The following is an 18,580-nucleotide window of genomic DNA, read 5'->3' as shown; positions in this document are numbered from 1 at the left end:
CTTACAATCCATCCAAATGATTTGTATCATTTATAAAATGAACAGTTTTCTGTTTATCCGTAAGTTCAATCAAACTAATACCCGTATCTCCCATTTTAAAATAATAGTCCATACTAATTGGCATTTGGAAAAATGCTCGTAAAATACTATTTATTACACCACCGTGTGCAACAATTGCAATCCGATCATATGTATTTTCTGTCACGATTTTAGAAAAGATTCCTTCTATTCTCATTCTAAATTCAATAAATGATTCCCCGTTTTCAAACCGGTCATGAAGAAACTTTGGCTCTGGATATTTTTTTGCTTCCTCAAATGATAAACCTGCTTGCACTCCATTATTGAACTCCATTAATTCCTCTTCTAATTGAATTGGGCACTGAATCGCTTCAGCTAATGTTTCAGCCGTTTCTCGAGCACGTTTTAATGTGCTTGCCCAAATGAAATCTGGCGAAAAGTCCGCTTTCACTTTCTGTACAAGTCTTTGTACTTGCTGTCTTCCCTTTTCTGTTAATTCAAAATCAGCTCGACCTTCATGTACATTTAAAATATCAGCTTCTGATTCACCGTGACGTATTAATAGTATTTGCATGTCTATCCCACTCCTTGTTTAATATTCACAAAATTCTATTATATCATATTTTAGGATTTCAAAAATAAAAAAGGAACGGTTTCCCGTTCCTCACCCATTCACTTTCTCTGCATCATTCCAATAATACTTACTAAACGCTTCCGTTAACACATCAATTGTGTTATATAATTCATCTAACGTATTATCAACACCACCAACTTCAATTAACATCGCATTTTTAGATAAATCTTGGTTATAAACGCCATTTCCATCTTTTTTATACTTCGGAAAAATCCCTCTACTTAATCCGTAATAGTTTTCATCTAAATAACTATTGATTGCCCTTGCAATTTTTTCATTTTCAGCACGCCCTTCATTTTCCATCCCAATTATAAAATATAATCTTGCATACGATTTTCCATTAATTACTTTTGTTGTTACCTTCTTCCGCTGATCATCACGGTGTATATCAATCGGAAACGCAATTTTAGTATTTTGTGCTAATGTTTCTTTTACATATCCATGAGACGCTTTATATGATTGCGGCCATTTCCATTTTTTACTCGCTAATAAATCCCCCATATTCGTTTTATCATGAATTACCGGAATTCCTTGTCCTTCAAGTTGTTCTTTCATACGTTTCCCTAGTAAGGACACATTTACATCCGGACTTGATGGATCGGTAGCCCCTGGTAATAACGGAAAGAAGGATTCCCAGCTATGTGTATGATAAATGTATACTGCGCTTTCTCCTTTTTTCGTTCCGTTCTTTTTCTTGATTGGATTATTCTTTTCCGCTTCTGTAACTTTATCTTTTGCTACTTCTCGCTCTTTCGTTACTTCTTCAATCGGTACACTAGATTCATTTGGGATATTCGTAAAGTTTGTCCCTTCTCCAGCTACGATAATGTTAGAGTAATACTTTGACATACCAGGTACTTCTTTACCGACAAACGTTCTCAAATCTTTTATTTTTAAATCTGTCGCAATAGAGAACATTAAATTCCCAACCGATTCTCGTTTATTTTGCTTAAAATAATCAAATCCATAATAGCGATTCTCACTTTCTATCATTTGAACAAAACCTTGCATAGATACTTTTCCAAACCATTGATTCGCATAATTCGATTTCATTGTATGTAAAAGTGACGTCAAAATCGACGCAATAATAATTACTATTAGTGCATATAGAAAGAGTAACGAAACTAGTTTTTTCCCATGTATACGAGTAGCATACTTTTTCACTGTATCACCTTCTTTATACATGGATATGTACAAGCCTTTCGCAATATACGCACAAAAAAGAGAAATGGCATCCCATTTCTCTTCCTCACTCTGATAGTTATTTTTCTGTATCTGACGAAGGTAATTTCTTCGCTTGTTTCTCTTTAAAAATTTCCCCAATAGCACCAAGAGTACCAAGTGTTTCAATTGCATTAGACGGAATAAAGACTTTATTTGCTGGTCCTTTTGCAACCTCAATCAATGATTCAAATGATTTATAAGCAAGTACGCGCTCATCTAAATCTGCTGCGCGAAGTAATTCAATTCGATTTTGTTCTGCTTTTGCGATTTCCTCAATCGCTCTTGCTTCCCCTTGCGCTTCTAATTCTTTTGCTTCTTTTAAACCTTCAGCTTCTCGAATACGCGCTTCTTTATCCCCTTCAGCCATTAAAATTTTACTTTGTTTTTCCCCTTCAGCACGAAGGACTTTATCTTGTTTCGCTGCTTCAGCTTCTAAAATGATTGCACGTTTATTACGTTCTGCTTTCATTTGTTTTTCCATTGATACTTGCACATCTTTTGGTGGGTTAATATCGACTATTTCGACACGCTCAATACGAACGCCCCATTTTTCTGTCGCTTCATCAAGTGCTAAACGAATTTCTGTTGAAATTTTTTCACGACCTGATAATGTTTCATCAAGCTCCATTTTACCAATAATTTGTCGCATTGTTGCAGATGTAATATTACGAACACCATATTCATAGTTTGAAATACCATATGTCGCAAGCTCTGGTTCAACAATTTGATAGAAAATAATTGTATCAATTTCTACTTGTACATTATCTTTCGTAATTACCTTTTGTGGTGGTACATTCGTTTGTTGAATACGTAAATCATGATATACACGAACACGATCTACAATTGGGATTAAAATATTTAATCCTGGGTGCATAATCCGTTGAAATTTACCAAACCTTTCAACAACCCCAACTTTTTGCTGCGAAATAATTTTAATCGTCAATGCAATAAATACAACGACAATCAATGCGAAAATAATCGTTAACGTTAATGCTACTGCCATATTTATTCACTCTCCTTTTTCACTTGTAAAATAGTACTATGCCTCTTTATAACAACGACTTTTTCTCCAGCATCAATAGGAGTATCCGAAATAGCTGTCCAAGTATCTCCATCCACTTTCACAATACCGTTCACTTCACTTGTAATCGCTTGCATAACAATTCCATTTTTACCAACCAGTTTATCTACTGTATCAGTAAAACCTTTTGCTTCTCGAAAGTTTTTTGAAATTCTTTTCGTAAAGAAAGTCAATGTTAAACTTACAATCGCCCCAACAACAACTTGTAAGAATAGTGCATCAGGAGCAAACAAAGCAATAAGACCTCCGACAACAGCTCCAATTCCAAGCCAAAGCATGTAAAAAGTAATCGACAACATTTCTGCAATAAATAAAATACCCGCTATTATAAACCAAATCACCCATCCAGCCATATGCAACCCTCACTTTCTTTCTCATTTTCTATATGTATATGAAGAAAAGAATGGTTTATCCGCCCTTTCTCATAGAGGGGCGTTTGCTACAAGCTATTATGTATATTCGCTGTTACAACAAGCATTAATAAAATACTATATTAATATATTCCTCATTATACATGAAAATCCCTTTCAAAAAATGACAAAAAATTTAATTCTTTCAAAAATATATTTTTCAGATTATAATTTTAAAAATATTATTGATTTGAAGATGGGATTCTTATTGCCGAAACGTTCACTAGCTTACTATTTAGGCTCCAAAATGTGTATTACCCTCGCTGACATTGTATATCTATATCACAACTAAATCAGCTACAATTACCGATATTTTCGGTGTTCGTACTATTTATATCATCGCTTCTTTTCTTATTTTATGTTCTGCTTGTTTGTCTTTTCGTTTATTAAAGCATCAGAGATTGCAAAAGAAAGAGATTTCTATTTAACATATTGTATCTAAGTGATTTATTTCTTATATAAGACTTCCAACTACATAGTCCAATGAATTTATATCAACGATTTTCCAATTATATCTATCACAGCTTACAATATATCAACGATTCGATATGAGATATCGATTCATCAACAGAAATCGACAATACTTTTAGCTATTAATAAGAGAAGGCTGGCCTCCATAAATGTCACTTTACCTATAAGTTGGCCGCAGTTGGAAGCATAAGTTGACCAGAAAACACTTATTTTTGCAAATAATTATCTAGTTATTCAACGGAATTGGAAACATAAATTGGCCGTAAGTTAATTATTAACCCATAAGCTGGCCGTGTGTTTTATTCATGTAGCTTTGGAATAATATTTGGTTAAATTGATACTAATAACCTTAATATACGAGCAAGTGGAACTGACGCTTTCGTTAGTTAATAGGTCACTATGCTCTCTTGATATGCTTTCTTTACCCGTTCAATTTGAGCAAAGTGTCCTTGTATATGTTGAAGATCTTTCAATTGAAAATAACCTATAAATCATTTATAAATAAAGTTGTTCTTTGGCAGGTTTATCCAAATATATATAGAAATGTGAAAAAGTAAATTTTAATCTGACCAGAGGAGATGAAGAAATTGTTAAAAAAAGTCGGTATAGGAGTATTTTCTACAGCAATTGCATTAAGTGCCAGTATAGGTTTTTCAGGTATTGTATCAGCAGATAGTCCATCTGCAAATGAACAAGTTAGGAATGGAGACTTTGAGGATGGGCTAAATAACTGGATTTTATCTAATCCTAATTCTTCTACCGAGAATATCGGCACTTCTGAACCAGGCAATCATTATCTCAAATTAATACATGCAGACACAGCCTATCAGCTTGTTACTGTAAAGCCGTATACAGAATATACATTAACATTTGATATAGCGGGAAGTATAGTTTCCCCATCAGAAGTAACAGTAGGTAATCTGAATGCCAATCAAGAAATCGTTCCATTAACAAAGAAGCAGTATACAGGATTTAAGCCGGAACATCATGAGATAAAGTTTAAAACAGGGGAAGATGTGTCAAACTTTGCTGTCAAACTTGCTTCTACAGCAAATGGGAGGGTTAAGTTTGATAATGTACAATTAAAGGAAAAGGAAAAATCTTATATTTTAAATGTTGATTTTGACCACAATTCAAGTTTAGAACCTCTTAAACCATATGGCTATATAAATTACAATATTGAAGAGCATGCAGGAGTAAATAATTCTAAAGGACTTCATTTAAGTGGATATAGCGGTGGATTTTTGGGGGACGTAACTTTGAAGCCTAATACTACATACATACTGTCCGCATCTGGAAAAGTAACTACTCCTGGTAGAAGTATATACGTATCAGTAGGGGGGCCTGATGTAATAAAACCAGACGGCATTAGATTTACTTCCTCACAGTATGAACAAAAATCGTTCGAATTTACTACTCGAAATTATAGTTCTCCAAGTCCAAACATCAACATTTTTACTGATTCCGTATTACCAGGCGATGATAATGAATATCTTCATGCCTATATTGATGATATCGTACTAGTTGAAAAGTAGCCATATGCCTATAGACTTGAGACTTTGAAATGTATCCAAAACGAAGTTTGTTCTTTCTACATTTATTTATGGGAATTCAGCTCGTTTTTCATTTTGGGGTATTTGCTATTCTTAGGTTGATGGCAATGTGATGCTATCCCTAAAAGTCGCGACATTAAAAATATTCTTCAAATCCTGGAAGCACAAGTTGGCCGTATACTAAAAGAAGCATAAGTTGACCAAAACGGCCATCTTATGCTTCTTGTTATAATAAATCCATTTCAGGCAACCTTCTCTCGTTTCTATTTACGATAAGTTTGGTATTTTTCTATGTTTTGTCGCTTGTTCAAAAGCGTATGCTAATTTAATCAAAGTCCCCTCACTAAAAGCAGTACTGGCAATCGTAATTCCAAAAGGCCTCCCGCTTTTCATATATCCTGCTGGTATTGCTATAGATGGGTACCCAGCTTTTGCACATATTGTAGAGCCTATATAGGAAGGGAACAGTATCGCATCAAGATCGTATTTTTTTAATGCAAAATCAATTCCTTGTTCTTGCGAAAAATATATATCTTCTAATCTTGCATTTAAGTATTCAGAATTTCTTAACGTATTAGGAAAATCTTTTCTTATTTCTAACCTAGTTTGTCCATATTTCAAAGCTCTTTCTGCTATATTTTTATTAAATTCCATTAACTCCGAAATAGAATGTACTGGGATAGTAGAAGGTAATTTAGAAAGATAGTTATCTAAGCTATGCTTCAGTTCATAAAGCGGAACTCCCCAACTCCATTCCCTATGAAAGGATGGAATATCTATCTCTTCTATTACTGTCGCTCCTTCACTACGTAATACTTGAAGTGTTTCTTCAAACAATTTTTCATCGTACTCACTAGATTCGTAATAATCTTTTGGTGCATTGCTAAATACACCAATCTTCGCTCCATTTAAGCCATTAACCTCGAGATATTTTGTATAACTCTTCTCTGCCATACCTTCACTTTTATGAGTAGCTACATCTTTCTCATCTACCCCAGTTAAACTCCCTAGCAAAATAGCTGCATCTGTTACCGTTCTAGCAAACGGACCGGCTGTATCTTGTGAATAAGTGAACGGAATAATTCCTCTACGGCTAATTAAACCAACAGTCGGTTTAATACCTACTACAGAGTTTTGAATAGCCGGACTTAAAATAGAAGCATCCGTTTCTGTCCCAACAGATAACACTGTAAAATTAGCGGCAACCGCTATAGCAGAACCTGTACTCGATCCTCCAACAAACATATCATCCTTGCCCGTTCCATATGGATTGATTGTTTGACCACCTCTTGCACTATACCCGGCCCACATTTCAAAAGACATTGCATTTGCTAGTTCTGTCATATTTGTTTTTCCTATTATAACTACTCCTGCTTCTCGCAATTTTTTTACGAGAAATGCATCTTCACTACCTATATTTTGTTCCAAGGCAATCGTACCTGCACTTGTATGCATGGAGTCATTCGTTTCAATATTGTCCTTCAGTAAAACTGGTATACCATGTAATGGACCTCTCACACCTTTTGTCTTTCTTTCATGATCTAACGCTTCTGCAATAAAGATAGCATCTGGATTTATTTCTAAAATAGAATTGATTTTCGGACCATCTTGGTCATACTTTGCGATCCTATAAAAATAATACATGACTAATTCTTTCGACGTTAATTTTCCTTCTTCCATTGCAGTTTGTATATCATGAATTGTTAATTCTTTTTGCAATAATGTATTGAACTGAATTTCCATTTTCATTCTCCTTTTATAAGCCGATACGATAAACTTAACTAAATCTATACAATTCAATCAAATTTACACAAGTTAGTGCTTCATCGTGTTCTCGCAACCCCGAAGGGACGAGGGGTATCACACTCCACACGAGGCAGTATCGTTACCTCATATTATCAAGCATTTATTTTACCCATCTTGATAAATTTATCGAAGCATTTAAATCCCTATCGTGATGGCTATTGCATTGAACACAGTCCCATTCACGAATCTTTAAACTCCACTGTCCTTCTGATTGAACTGAATGGTCGTATTTAACTCCGCAACATGAGCAAATCTTGCTTGAAGCGAACCATTTATCAGCTTTTACATATTCAATGCCGTACTTCTCGCACTTGTATGACAAACATTGAAAGAAGAAGTTTAATTTTTGAAATGAAAATGCTTTCGATAGTTTTTTGTTTTTTAACAAGTTTAAGATATGTAAGTCTTCCACAACAATCCTCATTGGTTTGGTTTTCACCAAGTTAGCTGTTGCTTGATGGATATGGTTATTTCGGATATTAATAATTTTCCTAGATAACCGAAGGTGCTCAGTTTTAACTTTTTCATATCCGGCAGATTGAATTTTCACACCTTTTTTAAATCTCCTAGACATATCTCTTTGCGCTGACTTTTTCCTTTTTAAAAGTTTTTTAACCTTAGCATCTTTGTTTATATTTCGTTCTTTCGTACCATTAGAAGCTACAAACAGCTCTTTTAAACCAACATCCACACCAATCGACTCATCGGTTAATTCTTGTGCTTCAAAGGATTCTTGGAACCCTACACTAATCCACCAGTGACGACCATCAAAGGTAACTCTTGGATTTGATGGTTTTTTGTTTCTTGGTAGTTGTTGGCTTGTTTTTACTTCTCCAATGGACTGAATATCAACTACTTTCTTTCCTATAATCAGTCTTTCATAATTGGCATAAAATCCTTGGATTAAATCTTTTTTGGATTTATAAGAAGTGTGATAACCATTTTTGTACTTTTCGAACGAATGTTTCCTCGCCTTGTCAAAATCTTTTGAAGCCTGTTTGGGAACTTGTGCATTGATGTCTTTTAACCACTTATATCTCTTTCGCTTCTTGATCTTTGTAAATCGTTTCTGTAAAGCTAACTGTGAAACAGATTTTCCAAATAGCTTATAGTATCTATCACTCATTCTTTTACAATAGTTATAAGCGAATCTTGCAGCACCAGCATGGTTTCTAAGCACTTTTTCTTGTTCAGGCGTTGGAATCAGTCTGACTTTCTTCGACAATATCATCAGAAGTCAACTCCTTAATCATCTGATTGATTTTTTCAGCTTTCGCAACATTCACGCTCACCATTTCTAGCCACGTTGTAGTTCAATCAGCTTTAGGGATTGCCCGCAGTTAACCCGCCCTACTAGCCAATCACTTGACTAGCAGGGCTTACTGATATATTTAATTAACTTTGGTTATAATTGGTTAAATAAATCGTAACAGTTAGTTACCCTTTAAAGGACTTCAACTTACTAGTTCAAAAACCTTTAATTTCCAGAGAAATAAAAAGAGTCTGAAACGAATTCAATATCGCCTCAGACCCTTTTTATTATTTTACATATACCTCTTCTAACAAATGTAAAAACTCGCCTTGTTTACCCGCTAATTCAGGACATTTGTTAATATCAATCCACTCATAACAAAATACTAAACCTTTGTCTTCCTCACCGGCACTTACTATATGTTCCCACGTATCTTTCACATCTGTTAATAATGAAATGTGGAAAAAATGACATTTTTGATATTCCTTTTTTTCTTTCATATAAATAATGTAATCAGAAAGGAAGCGTTCGATACAAAAATGGCGTAGCCCTGACTCTTCTTGTACTTCGCGTAAAATTGCTGCCTCTAACGTTTCCCCTTCATCTACTGTCCCACCTGGCACTTGGATACCAGCCTCTCGTATATCACGATGTTTAAAAACGAGTAGTTGCATAACCCCTTCTTTTTCTCTCGTAATATATGCATGTACCTTTTTCTTATATAACATCGTCATCTTAGCCCTCTCCCCTCAATTCATTACTGCGTTACTTCTTCAAGCGTCAGTTGGTTTTCATATAAATATGTAGCTTGCGGATTCCCAACATACCGTACATGCCACGGTTCATAACGATAGCCGGTAATCCCTTCTTTCTCTTTCGTATATCGAATAACAAAACCAAACTTATGGGCATTTTCAGAAAGCCACTTTCCTTCTTTCGTCTCCCCAAAAACATTTTCTAACTGAAATTTAGCAGATTGAGATGTAATATCCATAGCTAGTCCTGTTTGATGTTCACTCGTACCAGGGACTGCACTAGACATCGCTGTCTTTGCTTCTCCATCTTGTTTTTTATACATTGTATTTAATGCTTTTTGTCGATCAAAAGATCTAAATCCAGAGACTGCAAAAAGGAAAATCCGCTCATTATCGGCTTGCTGAATCATTTCCTCAAGTGCCACCGCTGCCTCTTTCCTCATCTTTTTCTTCTCCTGATCACCTTCACTAGAATAACGTACTTTCGGAACAACTAAATCTGGCGGTCTATACCCATCTGGTAAACGCCTATTTTTATTCACAAGTACAAGCATCGAATTTGGATTACTAATGACTGCGATATCCCCATCCATATTAGCAATCGTTTCTTTTGCTTTCGGAAATATATTGTTTACATTTACTTCTCGCGCCTCTTGATCCTTATACATTTTATAATTTATTCCCGCTACTCCAACAATCAGTATCACTGCTACGATACCAAGTAATGTCCATCTTTTTTTCATATAACGACCTCTTATTTTAATAATTTGGCCATGTAATACTCATCGACGTCCTTTCCATCGATAATAAGAGAAGCTTTTTTGACACCTTCTTGTTCGAATCCAGCTTTTTTATATAGTGCCTGAGCTCTTGTATTGTGGGCCATTACCGTTAATTCTAAACGCCATACATCATGTAATCTTGCCCACATCTCCACTTCTTTAAACAAACTCGTTCCAATACCTCGGCCACTATACTCTTGCAAAATACCAATTACAATTGTCGCAACATGTCTCTTTCTTTGAACATCATTACCATTAGCTAAAATAAATCCAATTACTCTATCATCTTCAACTGCTACAAATATTGTCGCATATTCATTTTCTATAAAACGGTGGACCATCTTTTCTTGTTGCTCTACTGTAGTTTTTCGTTCTCCTGGTTCGTATAACATAAATTTCGTTTCTTCGTCTAATTGCTTACTTAATTGTAAAAATGATGCTGCATCTTCTACTCTAATCTCTCGTATCATCTTGATCCCCTATCCATTCTGTTAGTTTAAAATTTCCCTTGTAAAAACATTTTCTCCACTATTCTGAAAATTCCTTTCTAAATTTCTTACTATAAATAGACAAATTTCGATATTACTATAATAATAGGTAATTATGTCTATAATGTGACATGTCTTTCTACCTATAGATTATGAATAAAAAAAACGTAAGCTTCTCGCTTACGTTTTTCCCGTATTAACGGGTATCCCGATTGATGAGGGCTAATTAAATTCCCACTTTATCCATTCACTTTTTCCGCTTGCCAAAAATACCCTCCAAATGCTTTAGCAAGAACATCAATCGATCTATTTAATTCTTCATCTGTATTATCTACACCACCAACTTCAATTAAAATCGCTTGTCCCGATAAGTCTTGATTATAGACTCCATTTCCTGTTTGGAACCCTTTTTGAATGACACCACGGCTTACTCCTGGATATTTCTTATTAATTTCCTCATGAAGAGCTGTTGCTAATTGTAAGTTCTTTTCATAATTTTTATTTCCTTTCCCAATTACAAAAGCAAGCTTTGCATATGATTTATCTCCAATTGTTTTTGTCGTGACATTTTTCCGTGCACTATCACGGTGCAAATCGAAAAAATATTGGAGTTCTTTATTACCAGCCATCGCTTCTTGTACAATTTCTCGTGACAGTTTATAAGAACTATTACTATTTAATCCTTTACTTATTAATTTTTGACCAACATCAGTTTTATCGTTAGTAGCACCGATCCCTTCACTTTCTAACTGTTCACGCAATCGATCGCCAACTATTGAAATATTCGTTACAGAACTCGTTGCTTTATTTGGATTTGGGTCATTCGTTAAGTTGAGTAACGGCAAATAAGATTCCCAGCTATGTGAATGATAAATCAATGCAACTTGTCTTTTTCCCGTCGTTTGAGATGGTTGTTTCTTCTCTTTATTCGGATCAGGCTTAGGAACTTGTCCAGCTTCTCCAGTCCGTTCCTTCACTACTTCTTCAAGAGGAACACTCGATTCTATCGGTAAGTTGGAGTAATTTGTTCCTTCACCTGCTATAACGATTTCTGTATCATATTTCCCAAATCCCGGAAGTTCTTTCCCGACAAAACTACGTACATCATCAAAACGAATATTCGTAGCCATCGAAAAGAGGAATGAAGAAATAGAAAAGTCTTGATTCAAATTCCGGTATTCCTGTGTAAAATAATGATTCTCTTTCCCAATAACGTACATGTAACCATTCATTGATAACTCATTTAACCAATTATATAAATACGTTGACTTTGTCTCTTTCATGGAAGTTACCATTACACTAATAAGAAAGAAAGTCGCTAATACCGTAGTAATAACAAATATAATTAACTTGCGTACACTTGTTAATTTCACGTAAAAAAAGCCTCGATTCATACTATCACCCTCTCTATTTCAAGTTATGTACAAGCTCTAGAGAATAGACCGCTTAAATTCCGGCTATATTGTTAATGAGGTGAAATGAATTGAAGCTACTAATAGGAACATTACCAATCGTCTTATCATTTATTTTTTATTTGTTTGCTTTACATCCTAAAATTCGTATTACGCTACATATTTTCGCATACTTAGCACTGTATGTACTCGGGACAATTATTTCTATTAATATATATGATGTTTTAATACAAAATTTAGTTTTCATGACAAGCATTCATGGAATTTTACTAAATCCACTTTTTCTACTTGCAGGAGCATATATAGGTATATACACTTTGTACTTAATTTTGTCTCAAATTATTATGAAACTAATGAATATAAAAAATGGAGCGTAACGAAATGCAGCCACCATTCATCTGTCATAAATGCAAAAAAAGAATAGCAAGAAAGAAAGATCTTATTACCTCTACATGGCATTTCCGCTTTTATTTATTTCACAACACTTGTTTCAAAAATCAGCAATTATTTGTCTCACGTTTTATTCCTATAAATACACTCTTTGGTTTCTTTCTTATTATATATGGACTTATTGCTGGTAGCATTCTAATGTTCACGGAGCCATCTATCGTTTGGCTTATTTTTTTGCTTCCTATCTTATATCGATTTCTTTCCTATTATTACGTTGAACGTTTTTTCTCTAAATAACTAGTAGACTGACCTCTAGGAATGCTTAAACACTCCCATTCATTTTCTTTTAACATTTTTCCAATGTAAATAATCTGTCCAATATGCAAAGCATAATGAGAAATTTGTCTTTCAATTGCTTGTATGACAGTAAGTGCTTCACCGCGAATGTATACTGTCTTTAATAAGTGTTCAGACATTATAGTATTCATCGTTTTAAAAACGTATTCCCACCCTTCTTGCCACGCTGCAAGGGCTTCTTCCTTAGAACGATAGCCCCCTTCAAATTCACCATCTCGGTTACGATCTGTTTTTTCACCATCAGACGTTAAAAAATCCGTCCATCTCGAACGCATATTACCATGCAAATGCTTAATAATAATCGCAATACTATTTATCTCCTCATGAGAAGACAACATTATCTGTTCATAAGATAATTGAGAAAGTACTCGTTCTCCTTGGCTTTGTGTTGCTTTAAAATTCGAAATTGCACATTTTAAATATTCTCGTCCGATATCCAAATTAACACCTACCTTCACACTAACTAATTTTCGTTCCATTCGGTAGTTCCATATTAGGCTGAAGTAAAACAACATCGTCAGCTTCAGGAACTCCGCCAAGTACAAGTACTTCCGATTTAAATCCTGCCACACGCTTTGGTGGGAAATTCACAATAGCAACGACTTGTTGACCGATTAAATCTTCTGGATTGTATCTTTTCGTAATTTGAGCACTTGATTGCTTAACCCCTAACTCTCCAAAATCGATTTCTAACTTAATTGCAGGAATTCTTGCTTCTTTAAATTCCTCTGCCTTTCTTACCGTCCCAATACGCAAATCCAAAGTTAAAAAATCTTCAAAATTAGCCATTTTATCAATCCTCCCAATTATTACTTAGACAAAGCATAAAAATCTCCTTCAAAAAAAAGAAAGGCGCCTAGGCACCTTTCTTTTGTAATTCACATGATTCATTTGATTTATAGAAGAAGAAACCGAGAACTCCGCCAATACATGATGGGATTAACCACCCTATTCCTTCTTTATATAACGGTAACATTTGTAGTACATTTGAAATTGCGTCAATTTTGATGTTCGCACTTTCTAAACCATTAAATAAACTAATCGACAATGCACCTAATATTGCACCAATATAAATTGTATTACGCTTTCCAATCCATTTATGGAAATACGAAAGTACAATTAATACAATTGCAACTGGATAAATGATCATTAACACTGGTAAAGTTACTGCGATTAATTGTGTCAATCCTAAGTTAGATACAATTAAACTAAATACACATACTATTGTTACAATCGTTTTATGTGAAAATTTCGGGAATAAGTTTGAAAAGAACCCTGCACATGCAGATGCTAATCCAACCGAAGTCGTTAAACAAGCAAGTGTAATAACAAGTCCTAATAAAATTTTCCCACTCGTTCCATACAACTCATTTACAACATTCGTTAATATAAGACCACCGTTCTCTGAAACACCAAGTGATGTACTTGTTGAACCTAGATAAGCAAGTGATAAATATATTAACGTTAAACCTATTACAGCAATTACTCCTGATACGACTGTTATTTTTGCGATTTGTCCGCTCTCTTTTATTCCTTTTGAGCGAATAACTTGTACAACAACAATTCCAAACACAAGAGCACTAATTGCATCCATCGTTAAATACCCTTGAATAAACCCTCCAAAGAAAGCATTTTCTTTATAAGCAGCTAACGGTTCCGCCGGTGTTCCAATCGGATCAATAATTGCCTTTCCGACAATAACAGCAACTATTAATACTAACAACGGTGTAAGGAACTTTCCAAACCAATCAACTAATTTAGATGGATTTAATGATAAGTACCACGTTACTCCGAAGAAAACTATAGTGTAAAGGAACAGCATGTACCATTCTGAAACCATTGCTTCTGATAAAAACGGCTTCATTCCCATTTCAAACGAAACAGCTCCAGTACGCGGGATCGCAAAGAATGGTCCAATTGCTAAATAACTAACTAGTGGAAAAATAAACGCAAATATAGGGTGAACTCTAGAAGATAGCGCTTTCAAGTCCCCCTCTACAAACGCGACAGCTGTGACAGCTAATAGGGGTAATCCGACTCCTGTTACTAGGAATCCAATGGTAGCAATCCAAACATTTTCTCCTGCTTGTTGACCTAAAACTGGTGGAAAAATTAAATTTCCTGCTCCTAAAAATAATGCAAATAACATTAAACCGATTGCTAGCGTATCACCTGGCCTTAATCGTCCCTTCATTTTTTTCATTTGCATAGCACTTTTTCATTGTTTTTCTCTATTTTCACAATATGCTATGCATCCTCCTCTCTGTTCATAATCATAAAATATGCCCCTTACAAAGCAATGTCTTTCTCCATAATTTCTCCATTCCCCTTTTAATTACTCCAAATGATAGATTTTGATTTTTTTGAATATTTAAGTCATTAGAGTGTTATAACGTGGAGTTTAGTTGTCAGACCTCTTTGTTTTTATCACACATATAGTAACATATTTGGCTGAAAAATAAAAACATATTTTTAAATAGAATTTTTTGAAAATCAAAATTATCCACACATAACTCCTTTATTTATTCTATTACACAAATTTTTTTAGAAATTTACGATTTTTACATTTTATTATATTTGAATATTTTTATGCGAAAGAAAGTAAAAGCCATCAAAAAATAAGATGGCTTTTACTTGTTACTCTATCGTTTCAACTTCACGTGGATTATTCATCTCTTCAACATACACAACTCTAAATCCATGATCTTCTAAATCCTTTAGCAATGTTTCTAATTCACTATCTTCAAACTCTTCTCCCAATGTAAACATAATTCTACGTACTAATAAAGCATCATTATCAAAAGTCATTAAGCTTTGAATACCAGTGTATTTCTTTAGCACTGTCGATAATTTTTGAATGGCCCCGTTATAATCTTGTGTTCCAATCATGACAGAATATTTACTAGAATGGACTCCCCATGCATCTTCTAATAGTTCAAAAACTTTTTTATGAGTTAAAATACCAAGGAAGATCCCTTTTTCATCAACTACTGATAAATACGGTAGTTTTTTAATTGTAAAAAATACTTTAAAGAAGGAAGAGTCTTCTCTCACGTACCCATTCGTATCGTTCAATAATTGTAATACATTATCTTCAAGTGAACCTTTATATTCTAAAATATCTACTTTGTATACATTCCCTAAAAACTTCTCTTTTTTTTCATCTAAAACTGGTACACAACGATACCCCGTTTTATTTAAATGCTCCAGCGTTTCCCCTATCGTAATTGAACTTGAGCAAAACAAAACTTCCCTCTTTGGCACATAATTCCCTTTAATCCTCATAAAAAAGCCTCCTTATGCTAAAATACTTTCTGTGCCATAACTATATTATATTTTCAGAAAAAAATAAATATATTATTTTATTTTTCTGAAAATTATTCGTTTTTCCGTCATAATTTATTCATTAATCATACACTTGTTTAATCACAGTATAGTATATTCTCTCTAACTTACTTCGAGAAAAATATGTTGTAACTTCATCCGAAAAAAGATAAAATAAGAATAAGAATTTTCTGAATATTCAAAGAGTAGGTGGTTGTATGTCCTTATTGCGCTCACATATATGTAAATTTATAGCCGGTGTTTTGATTATTTTTGTCATAAGTCCTCTTCCAGTATTATTCATTACACATAATTACTCCTACTTAACTGGATTTATAAGCATTTTTCATAATTTAGCACAGCCTTCTTCCATTTCAATTCCAACAATTGATTGGATGCATGAACCTATCCTTTTCTCAGCAAATCAGCTTATACATACACAAAATATAATACATACCTCTAACCATTCGTCACCACTGTTCCCCTACATATGGGAAATATATTTTTTATCGATCGTTCGTTTCACATTCACTCTTGTAATCGGTTTCTTTATAAGTCTAGGAATTGGTCATCTATTTTTAAAAGCACCAAACTCTTTAAAAAAGTGTAGTTCTTTATTTCGCTGGATACCGTATTCTTTTGGCACGGTGATATTACAATGTTTAGTCCTATTATCACTTCTCTACATCGCGAAATTCATAAAGTTTCCTTTCTTCTCCTCTTTTATCATCGTATGTAGCACTTCTATGATAATCGTTATGCAAGCAATTAAAAAATGGCTACCGTTTTTAAATACTACTAATGAATACGAAATAAAAAATTCATCTTTCCTTGTTGATACGTTATTTATTGCGCTTACTTCTAATCATAAATCTATTTTGAGTTCCATTATTCTTTCATTCGTTTTTATGGAATGTATTTTTCATACAAACGGACTATTACAATTTATCGTCCAATTTGGCGGAAATGCACCTATAGTTGTCACGATTGGTTTATTACTACTTTATATTCCATATAGCATCTTATCGTTTCTCCAAGCTTTATGGACAACAAACTACCCTAAACAGAACACGTATACTTTAACTAGAAGTATTTCGAAACCATAACATAGAATAACCGTCTACTTAAATTAAAAGTAGACGGTTATTCCTATTATATAGAGGACAAAATAACAGCAAATTAAAAAACTACTATTAAAACCTACCATTATTTACCCATTTTCTTTGACTAATCTTTTCATTTGGATTTATTATAAAAGTATAACATAATTGCAGGAGGTGACATCTTTATTCCAAAGTAGGAATAAAGAACACACTTGGACATATTAAATATTTTTCTCATCTTTATACTTATCCTTATTTCTGGTTTTTTCGTTGCTTCAGAATTCGCTGTCGTAAAAGTACGAAAAAGTCGAATTGACCAGCTTGCTAATGAAGGTAATAAACAAGCATTAGCTGCAAGAAGCGTCTTATCTAATTTAGATGTTTATTTATCTGCTTGTCAGCTCGGTATTACTATCACTTCTTTAGGACTTGGTTGGCTTGGTGAACCAACTGTAGAGCATTTATTACGACCACTATTTGAAAGAATAAATATTACTGGAACAATGGCTAACACGCTATCCTTTATTATTGCTTTTAGTGTGATTACTTTTTTCCATGTTGTATTAGGCGAGTTAGTTCCTAAGTCTTTCGCAATCCAAAAAGCTGAAGCAATCACATTAAAATTTGCAAAACCGCTTATTTTGTTTGATAAAATTATGTATCCATTCATTTGGTTACTGAATAGTTCAGCTGTATTTTTCACTAAATTATTAGGTTTAGAACCTGCAAAAGAAAATGAACTTGCTCATTCCGAAGAAGAACTACGACTCATTTTAGGTGAAAGCTATAAAAGCGGCGAAATTAATCAAACCGAATATAAATATGTAAATAATATTTTTGAATTTGATGATCGTGTTGCTAAAGAAATTATGGTACCTAGAACTGAAATGGTTTGTTTATCTACTGAAAATACGTTAGAAGAAAATATGAAAATCGTTGCAACTGAAAAGTATACACGTTATCCTATTATTGAAAAGGATAAAGATGATATTATCGGAATGATAAATACGAAAGAGATTTTTCATAATCAAACAAAAGGCATTTACAAACCACTTGATGCTTACATACATCCTGTTTTAACTGTATTTGAAACAGTTCCCATTCGTAAAACGTTAATACACCTCCAAAAGAACCGCGTACAAATGGCGATTGTTATGGATGAATACGGTGGAACTGCTGGCCTTTTAACGATGGAGGATATTCTTGAAGAAATTATCGGAGAAATTCAAGATGAATTTGACGCAGACGAATCACCAATGATTGAAAAGCGTACTCCTAAGCTTACTGTTTTAGATGGGAAAGTACTCATTTCTGAAGTAAATGATATGTTTGGCCTACATATCGATGAAAGTGATTTAGATACAATTGGTGGTTGGCTTCTCTCTCAATCAATTGATTTAAATATTGAGGCTGGCTATTCAGTTGAATATGATGGTTTTCAATTTAAAGCATTAGAACTTGATGGGCATCAAATTAAAAAGATCGCTGTACATAAATTAGATACTACAAAGGAGTTATAA

General features: G+C 33.9%; 19 protein-coding genes and 1 pseudogene. 6 read left to right on the top strand and 14 right to left on the bottom strand.

Annotation, left to right across the window (positions count from 1 at the left end):
* Window position 1: 1 nt before the first annotated feature.
* The 4 genes from NSQ47_RS04950 to NSQ47_RS04935 all read right to left on the bottom strand — a co-directional run bounded on the left by NSQ47_RS04950 (window position 2) and on the right by NSQ47_RS04935 (window position 3,310).
* On the bottom strand, window positions 2–592 hold the full coding sequence (locus NSQ47_RS04950; RefSeq protein WP_341036278.1) for a histidine phosphatase family protein: 591 nt from the start codon (window positions 590–592) through the stop codon (window positions 2–4).
* Between the two features lie 90 nt (window positions 593–682).
* Window positions 683–1,816, bottom strand: coding sequence for a stage II sporulation protein P (gene spoIIP, locus NSQ47_RS04945; RefSeq protein ID WP_341036276.1), 1,134 nt, complete (start codon window positions 1,814–1,816; stop codon window positions 683–685).
* 97 nt (window positions 1,817–1,913) lie between these two features.
* Window positions 1,914–2,879 (bottom strand): SPFH domain-containing protein, encoded by a 966-nt coding sequence (locus NSQ47_RS04940; RefSeq protein ID WP_002158136.1) that lies wholly within the window; start codon window positions 2,877–2,879, stop codon window positions 1,914–1,916.
* A gap of 2 nt (window positions 2,880–2,881) precedes the next feature.
* The gene (locus NSQ47_RS04935; protein WP_002158137.1) at window positions 2,882–3,310 is read right to left on the bottom strand and encodes an NfeD family protein; all 429 of its coding nucleotides are present in this window, start codon (window positions 3,308–3,310) and stop codon (window positions 2,882–2,884) included.
* A gap of 359 nt (window positions 3,311–3,669) precedes the next feature.
* Between NSQ47_RS04935 and NSQ47_RS04930 the strand changes: the two are divergent.
* Window positions 3,670–3,795, top strand: a pseudogene (locus NSQ47_RS04930) (MFS transporter); the annotation flags it as partial.
* Window positions 3,796–4,425: 630 nt separating this feature from the next.
* Window positions 4,426–5,373 (top strand): choline-binding protein A, encoded by a 948-nt coding sequence (locus NSQ47_RS04925; protein ID WP_340823383.1) that lies wholly within the window; start codon window positions 4,426–4,428, stop codon window positions 5,371–5,373.
* 285 nt (window positions 5,374–5,658) lie between these two features.
* On the opposite strand, the gene NSQ47_RS04920 is transcribed toward NSQ47_RS04925, so the two are convergent.
* From NSQ47_RS04920 to spoIIP (NSQ47_RS04895), 6 genes are all read right to left on the bottom strand, one after another.
* Complete coding sequence (locus NSQ47_RS04920) at window positions 5,659–7,134, bottom strand: amidase family protein (RefSeq protein ID WP_340823378.1); 1,476 nt, start codon at window positions 7,132–7,134, stop codon at window positions 5,659–5,661.
* A gap of 163 nt (window positions 7,135–7,297) precedes the next feature.
* Window positions 7,298–8,428, bottom strand: coding sequence for an RNA-guided endonuclease InsQ/TnpB family protein (locus NSQ47_RS04915; protein ID WP_340823374.1), 1,131 nt, complete (start codon window positions 8,426–8,428; stop codon window positions 7,298–7,300).
* Between the two features lie 308 nt (window positions 8,429–8,736).
* Window positions 8,737–9,183, bottom strand: a complete 447-nt coding sequence (locus NSQ47_RS04910) for an NUDIX hydrolase (protein ID WP_340823371.1) — start codon at window positions 9,181–9,183, stop codon at window positions 8,737–8,739.
* 23 nt (window positions 9,184–9,206) lie between these two features.
* Window positions 9,207–9,947 carry a M15 family metallopeptidase gene (locus NSQ47_RS04905; protein WP_340823368.1) on the bottom strand — a complete coding sequence of 247 codons (741 nt, stop codon included), beginning with the start codon at window positions 9,945–9,947 and terminating at the stop codon, window positions 9,207–9,209.
* An 11-nt stretch (window positions 9,948–9,958) separates the two neighbouring features.
* Window positions 9,959–10,456: a GNAT family N-acetyltransferase gene (locus tag NSQ47_RS04900; RefSeq protein ID WP_340823366.1), complete on the bottom strand. Its 498-nt coding sequence runs from the start codon at window positions 10,454–10,456 to the stop codon at window positions 9,959–9,961.
* 257 nt (window positions 10,457–10,713) lie between these two features.
* On the bottom strand, window positions 10,714–11,868 hold the full coding sequence (spoIIP, locus tag NSQ47_RS04895) for a stage II sporulation protein SpoIIP (protein ID WP_078173780.1): 1,155 nt from the start codon (window positions 11,866–11,868) through the stop codon (window positions 10,714–10,716).
* Between the two features lie 89 nt (window positions 11,869–11,957).
* Here spoIIP (NSQ47_RS04895) and NSQ47_RS04890 point away from each other — a divergent pair, with 89 nt between their 5' ends.
* Together NSQ47_RS04890 and NSQ47_RS04885 are read left to right on the top strand one after the other, a co-directional pair.
* Window positions 11,958–12,263: a hypothetical protein gene (locus NSQ47_RS04890; RefSeq protein ID WP_002148531.1), complete on the top strand. Its 306-nt coding sequence runs from the start codon at window positions 11,958–11,960 to the stop codon at window positions 12,261–12,263.
* Between the two features lie 4 nt (window positions 12,264–12,267).
* The gene (locus NSQ47_RS04885; protein WP_002158145.1) at window positions 12,268–12,573 is read left to right on the top strand and encodes a hypothetical protein; all 306 of its coding nucleotides are present in this window, start codon (window positions 12,268–12,270) and stop codon (window positions 12,571–12,573) included.
* Here the strand turns inward: NSQ47_RS04885 and NSQ47_RS04880 are convergent.
* The 4 genes from NSQ47_RS04880 to cbpA all read right to left on the bottom strand — a co-directional run bounded on the left by NSQ47_RS04880 (window position 12,546) and on the right by cbpA (window position 15,918).
* A complete protein-coding gene (locus NSQ47_RS04880; RefSeq protein WP_340823361.1) occupies window positions 12,546–13,112 on the bottom strand; it encodes a DUF1572 domain-containing protein in 567 nt (188 codons plus the stop codon). The genes NSQ47_RS04885 and NSQ47_RS04880 overlap by 28 nt on opposite strands.
* Window positions 13,093–13,422: a chaperone CsaA gene (gene csaA / locus NSQ47_RS04875; protein ID WP_340823360.1), complete on the bottom strand. Its 330-nt coding sequence runs from the start codon at window positions 13,420–13,422 to the stop codon at window positions 13,093–13,095. Before csaA ends, NSQ47_RS04880 begins: the two co-directional genes overlap by 20 nt.
* A 67-nt stretch (window positions 13,423–13,489) precedes the next feature.
* The gene (brnQ4, locus tag NSQ47_RS04870) at window positions 13,490–14,827 is read right to left on the bottom strand and encodes a branched-chain amino acid transport system II carrier protein BrnQ4 (protein WP_445661757.1); all 1,338 of its coding nucleotides are present in this window, start codon (window positions 14,825–14,827) and stop codon (window positions 13,490–13,492) included.
* Between the two features lie 443 nt (window positions 14,828–15,270).
* On the bottom strand, window positions 15,271–15,918 hold the full coding sequence (cbpA, locus tag NSQ47_RS04865) for a cyclic di-AMP binding protein CbpA (protein WP_340823356.1): 648 nt from the start codon (window positions 15,916–15,918) through the stop codon (window positions 15,271–15,273).
* Window positions 15,919–16,175: 257 nt separating this feature from the next.
* Here cbpA and NSQ47_RS04860 point away from each other — a divergent pair, with 257 nt between their 5' ends.
* Both NSQ47_RS04860 and NSQ47_RS04855 read left to right on the top strand, forming a co-directional pair.
* Window positions 16,176–17,063 (top strand): hypothetical protein, encoded by an 888-nt coding sequence (locus NSQ47_RS04860; RefSeq protein WP_340823354.1) that lies wholly within the window; start codon window positions 16,176–16,178, stop codon window positions 17,061–17,063.
* Between the two features lie 209 nt (window positions 17,064–17,272).
* The gene (locus NSQ47_RS04855; RefSeq protein ID WP_002200762.1) at window positions 17,273–18,580 is read left to right on the top strand and encodes a hemolysin family protein; all 1,308 of its coding nucleotides are present in this window, start codon (window positions 17,273–17,275) and stop codon (window positions 18,578–18,580) included.

The organism is Bacillus sp. FSL R10-2780, from assembly GCF_038006125.1.
GTDB classification, from domain to species: Bacteria; Bacillota; Bacilli; order Bacillales; family Bacillaceae_G; genus Bacillus_A; species Bacillus_A cereus_U.
The sequence above is the reverse complement of the archived record's forward strand: the minus strand, read 5'-3'. Positions and strand labels throughout refer to the sequence as shown.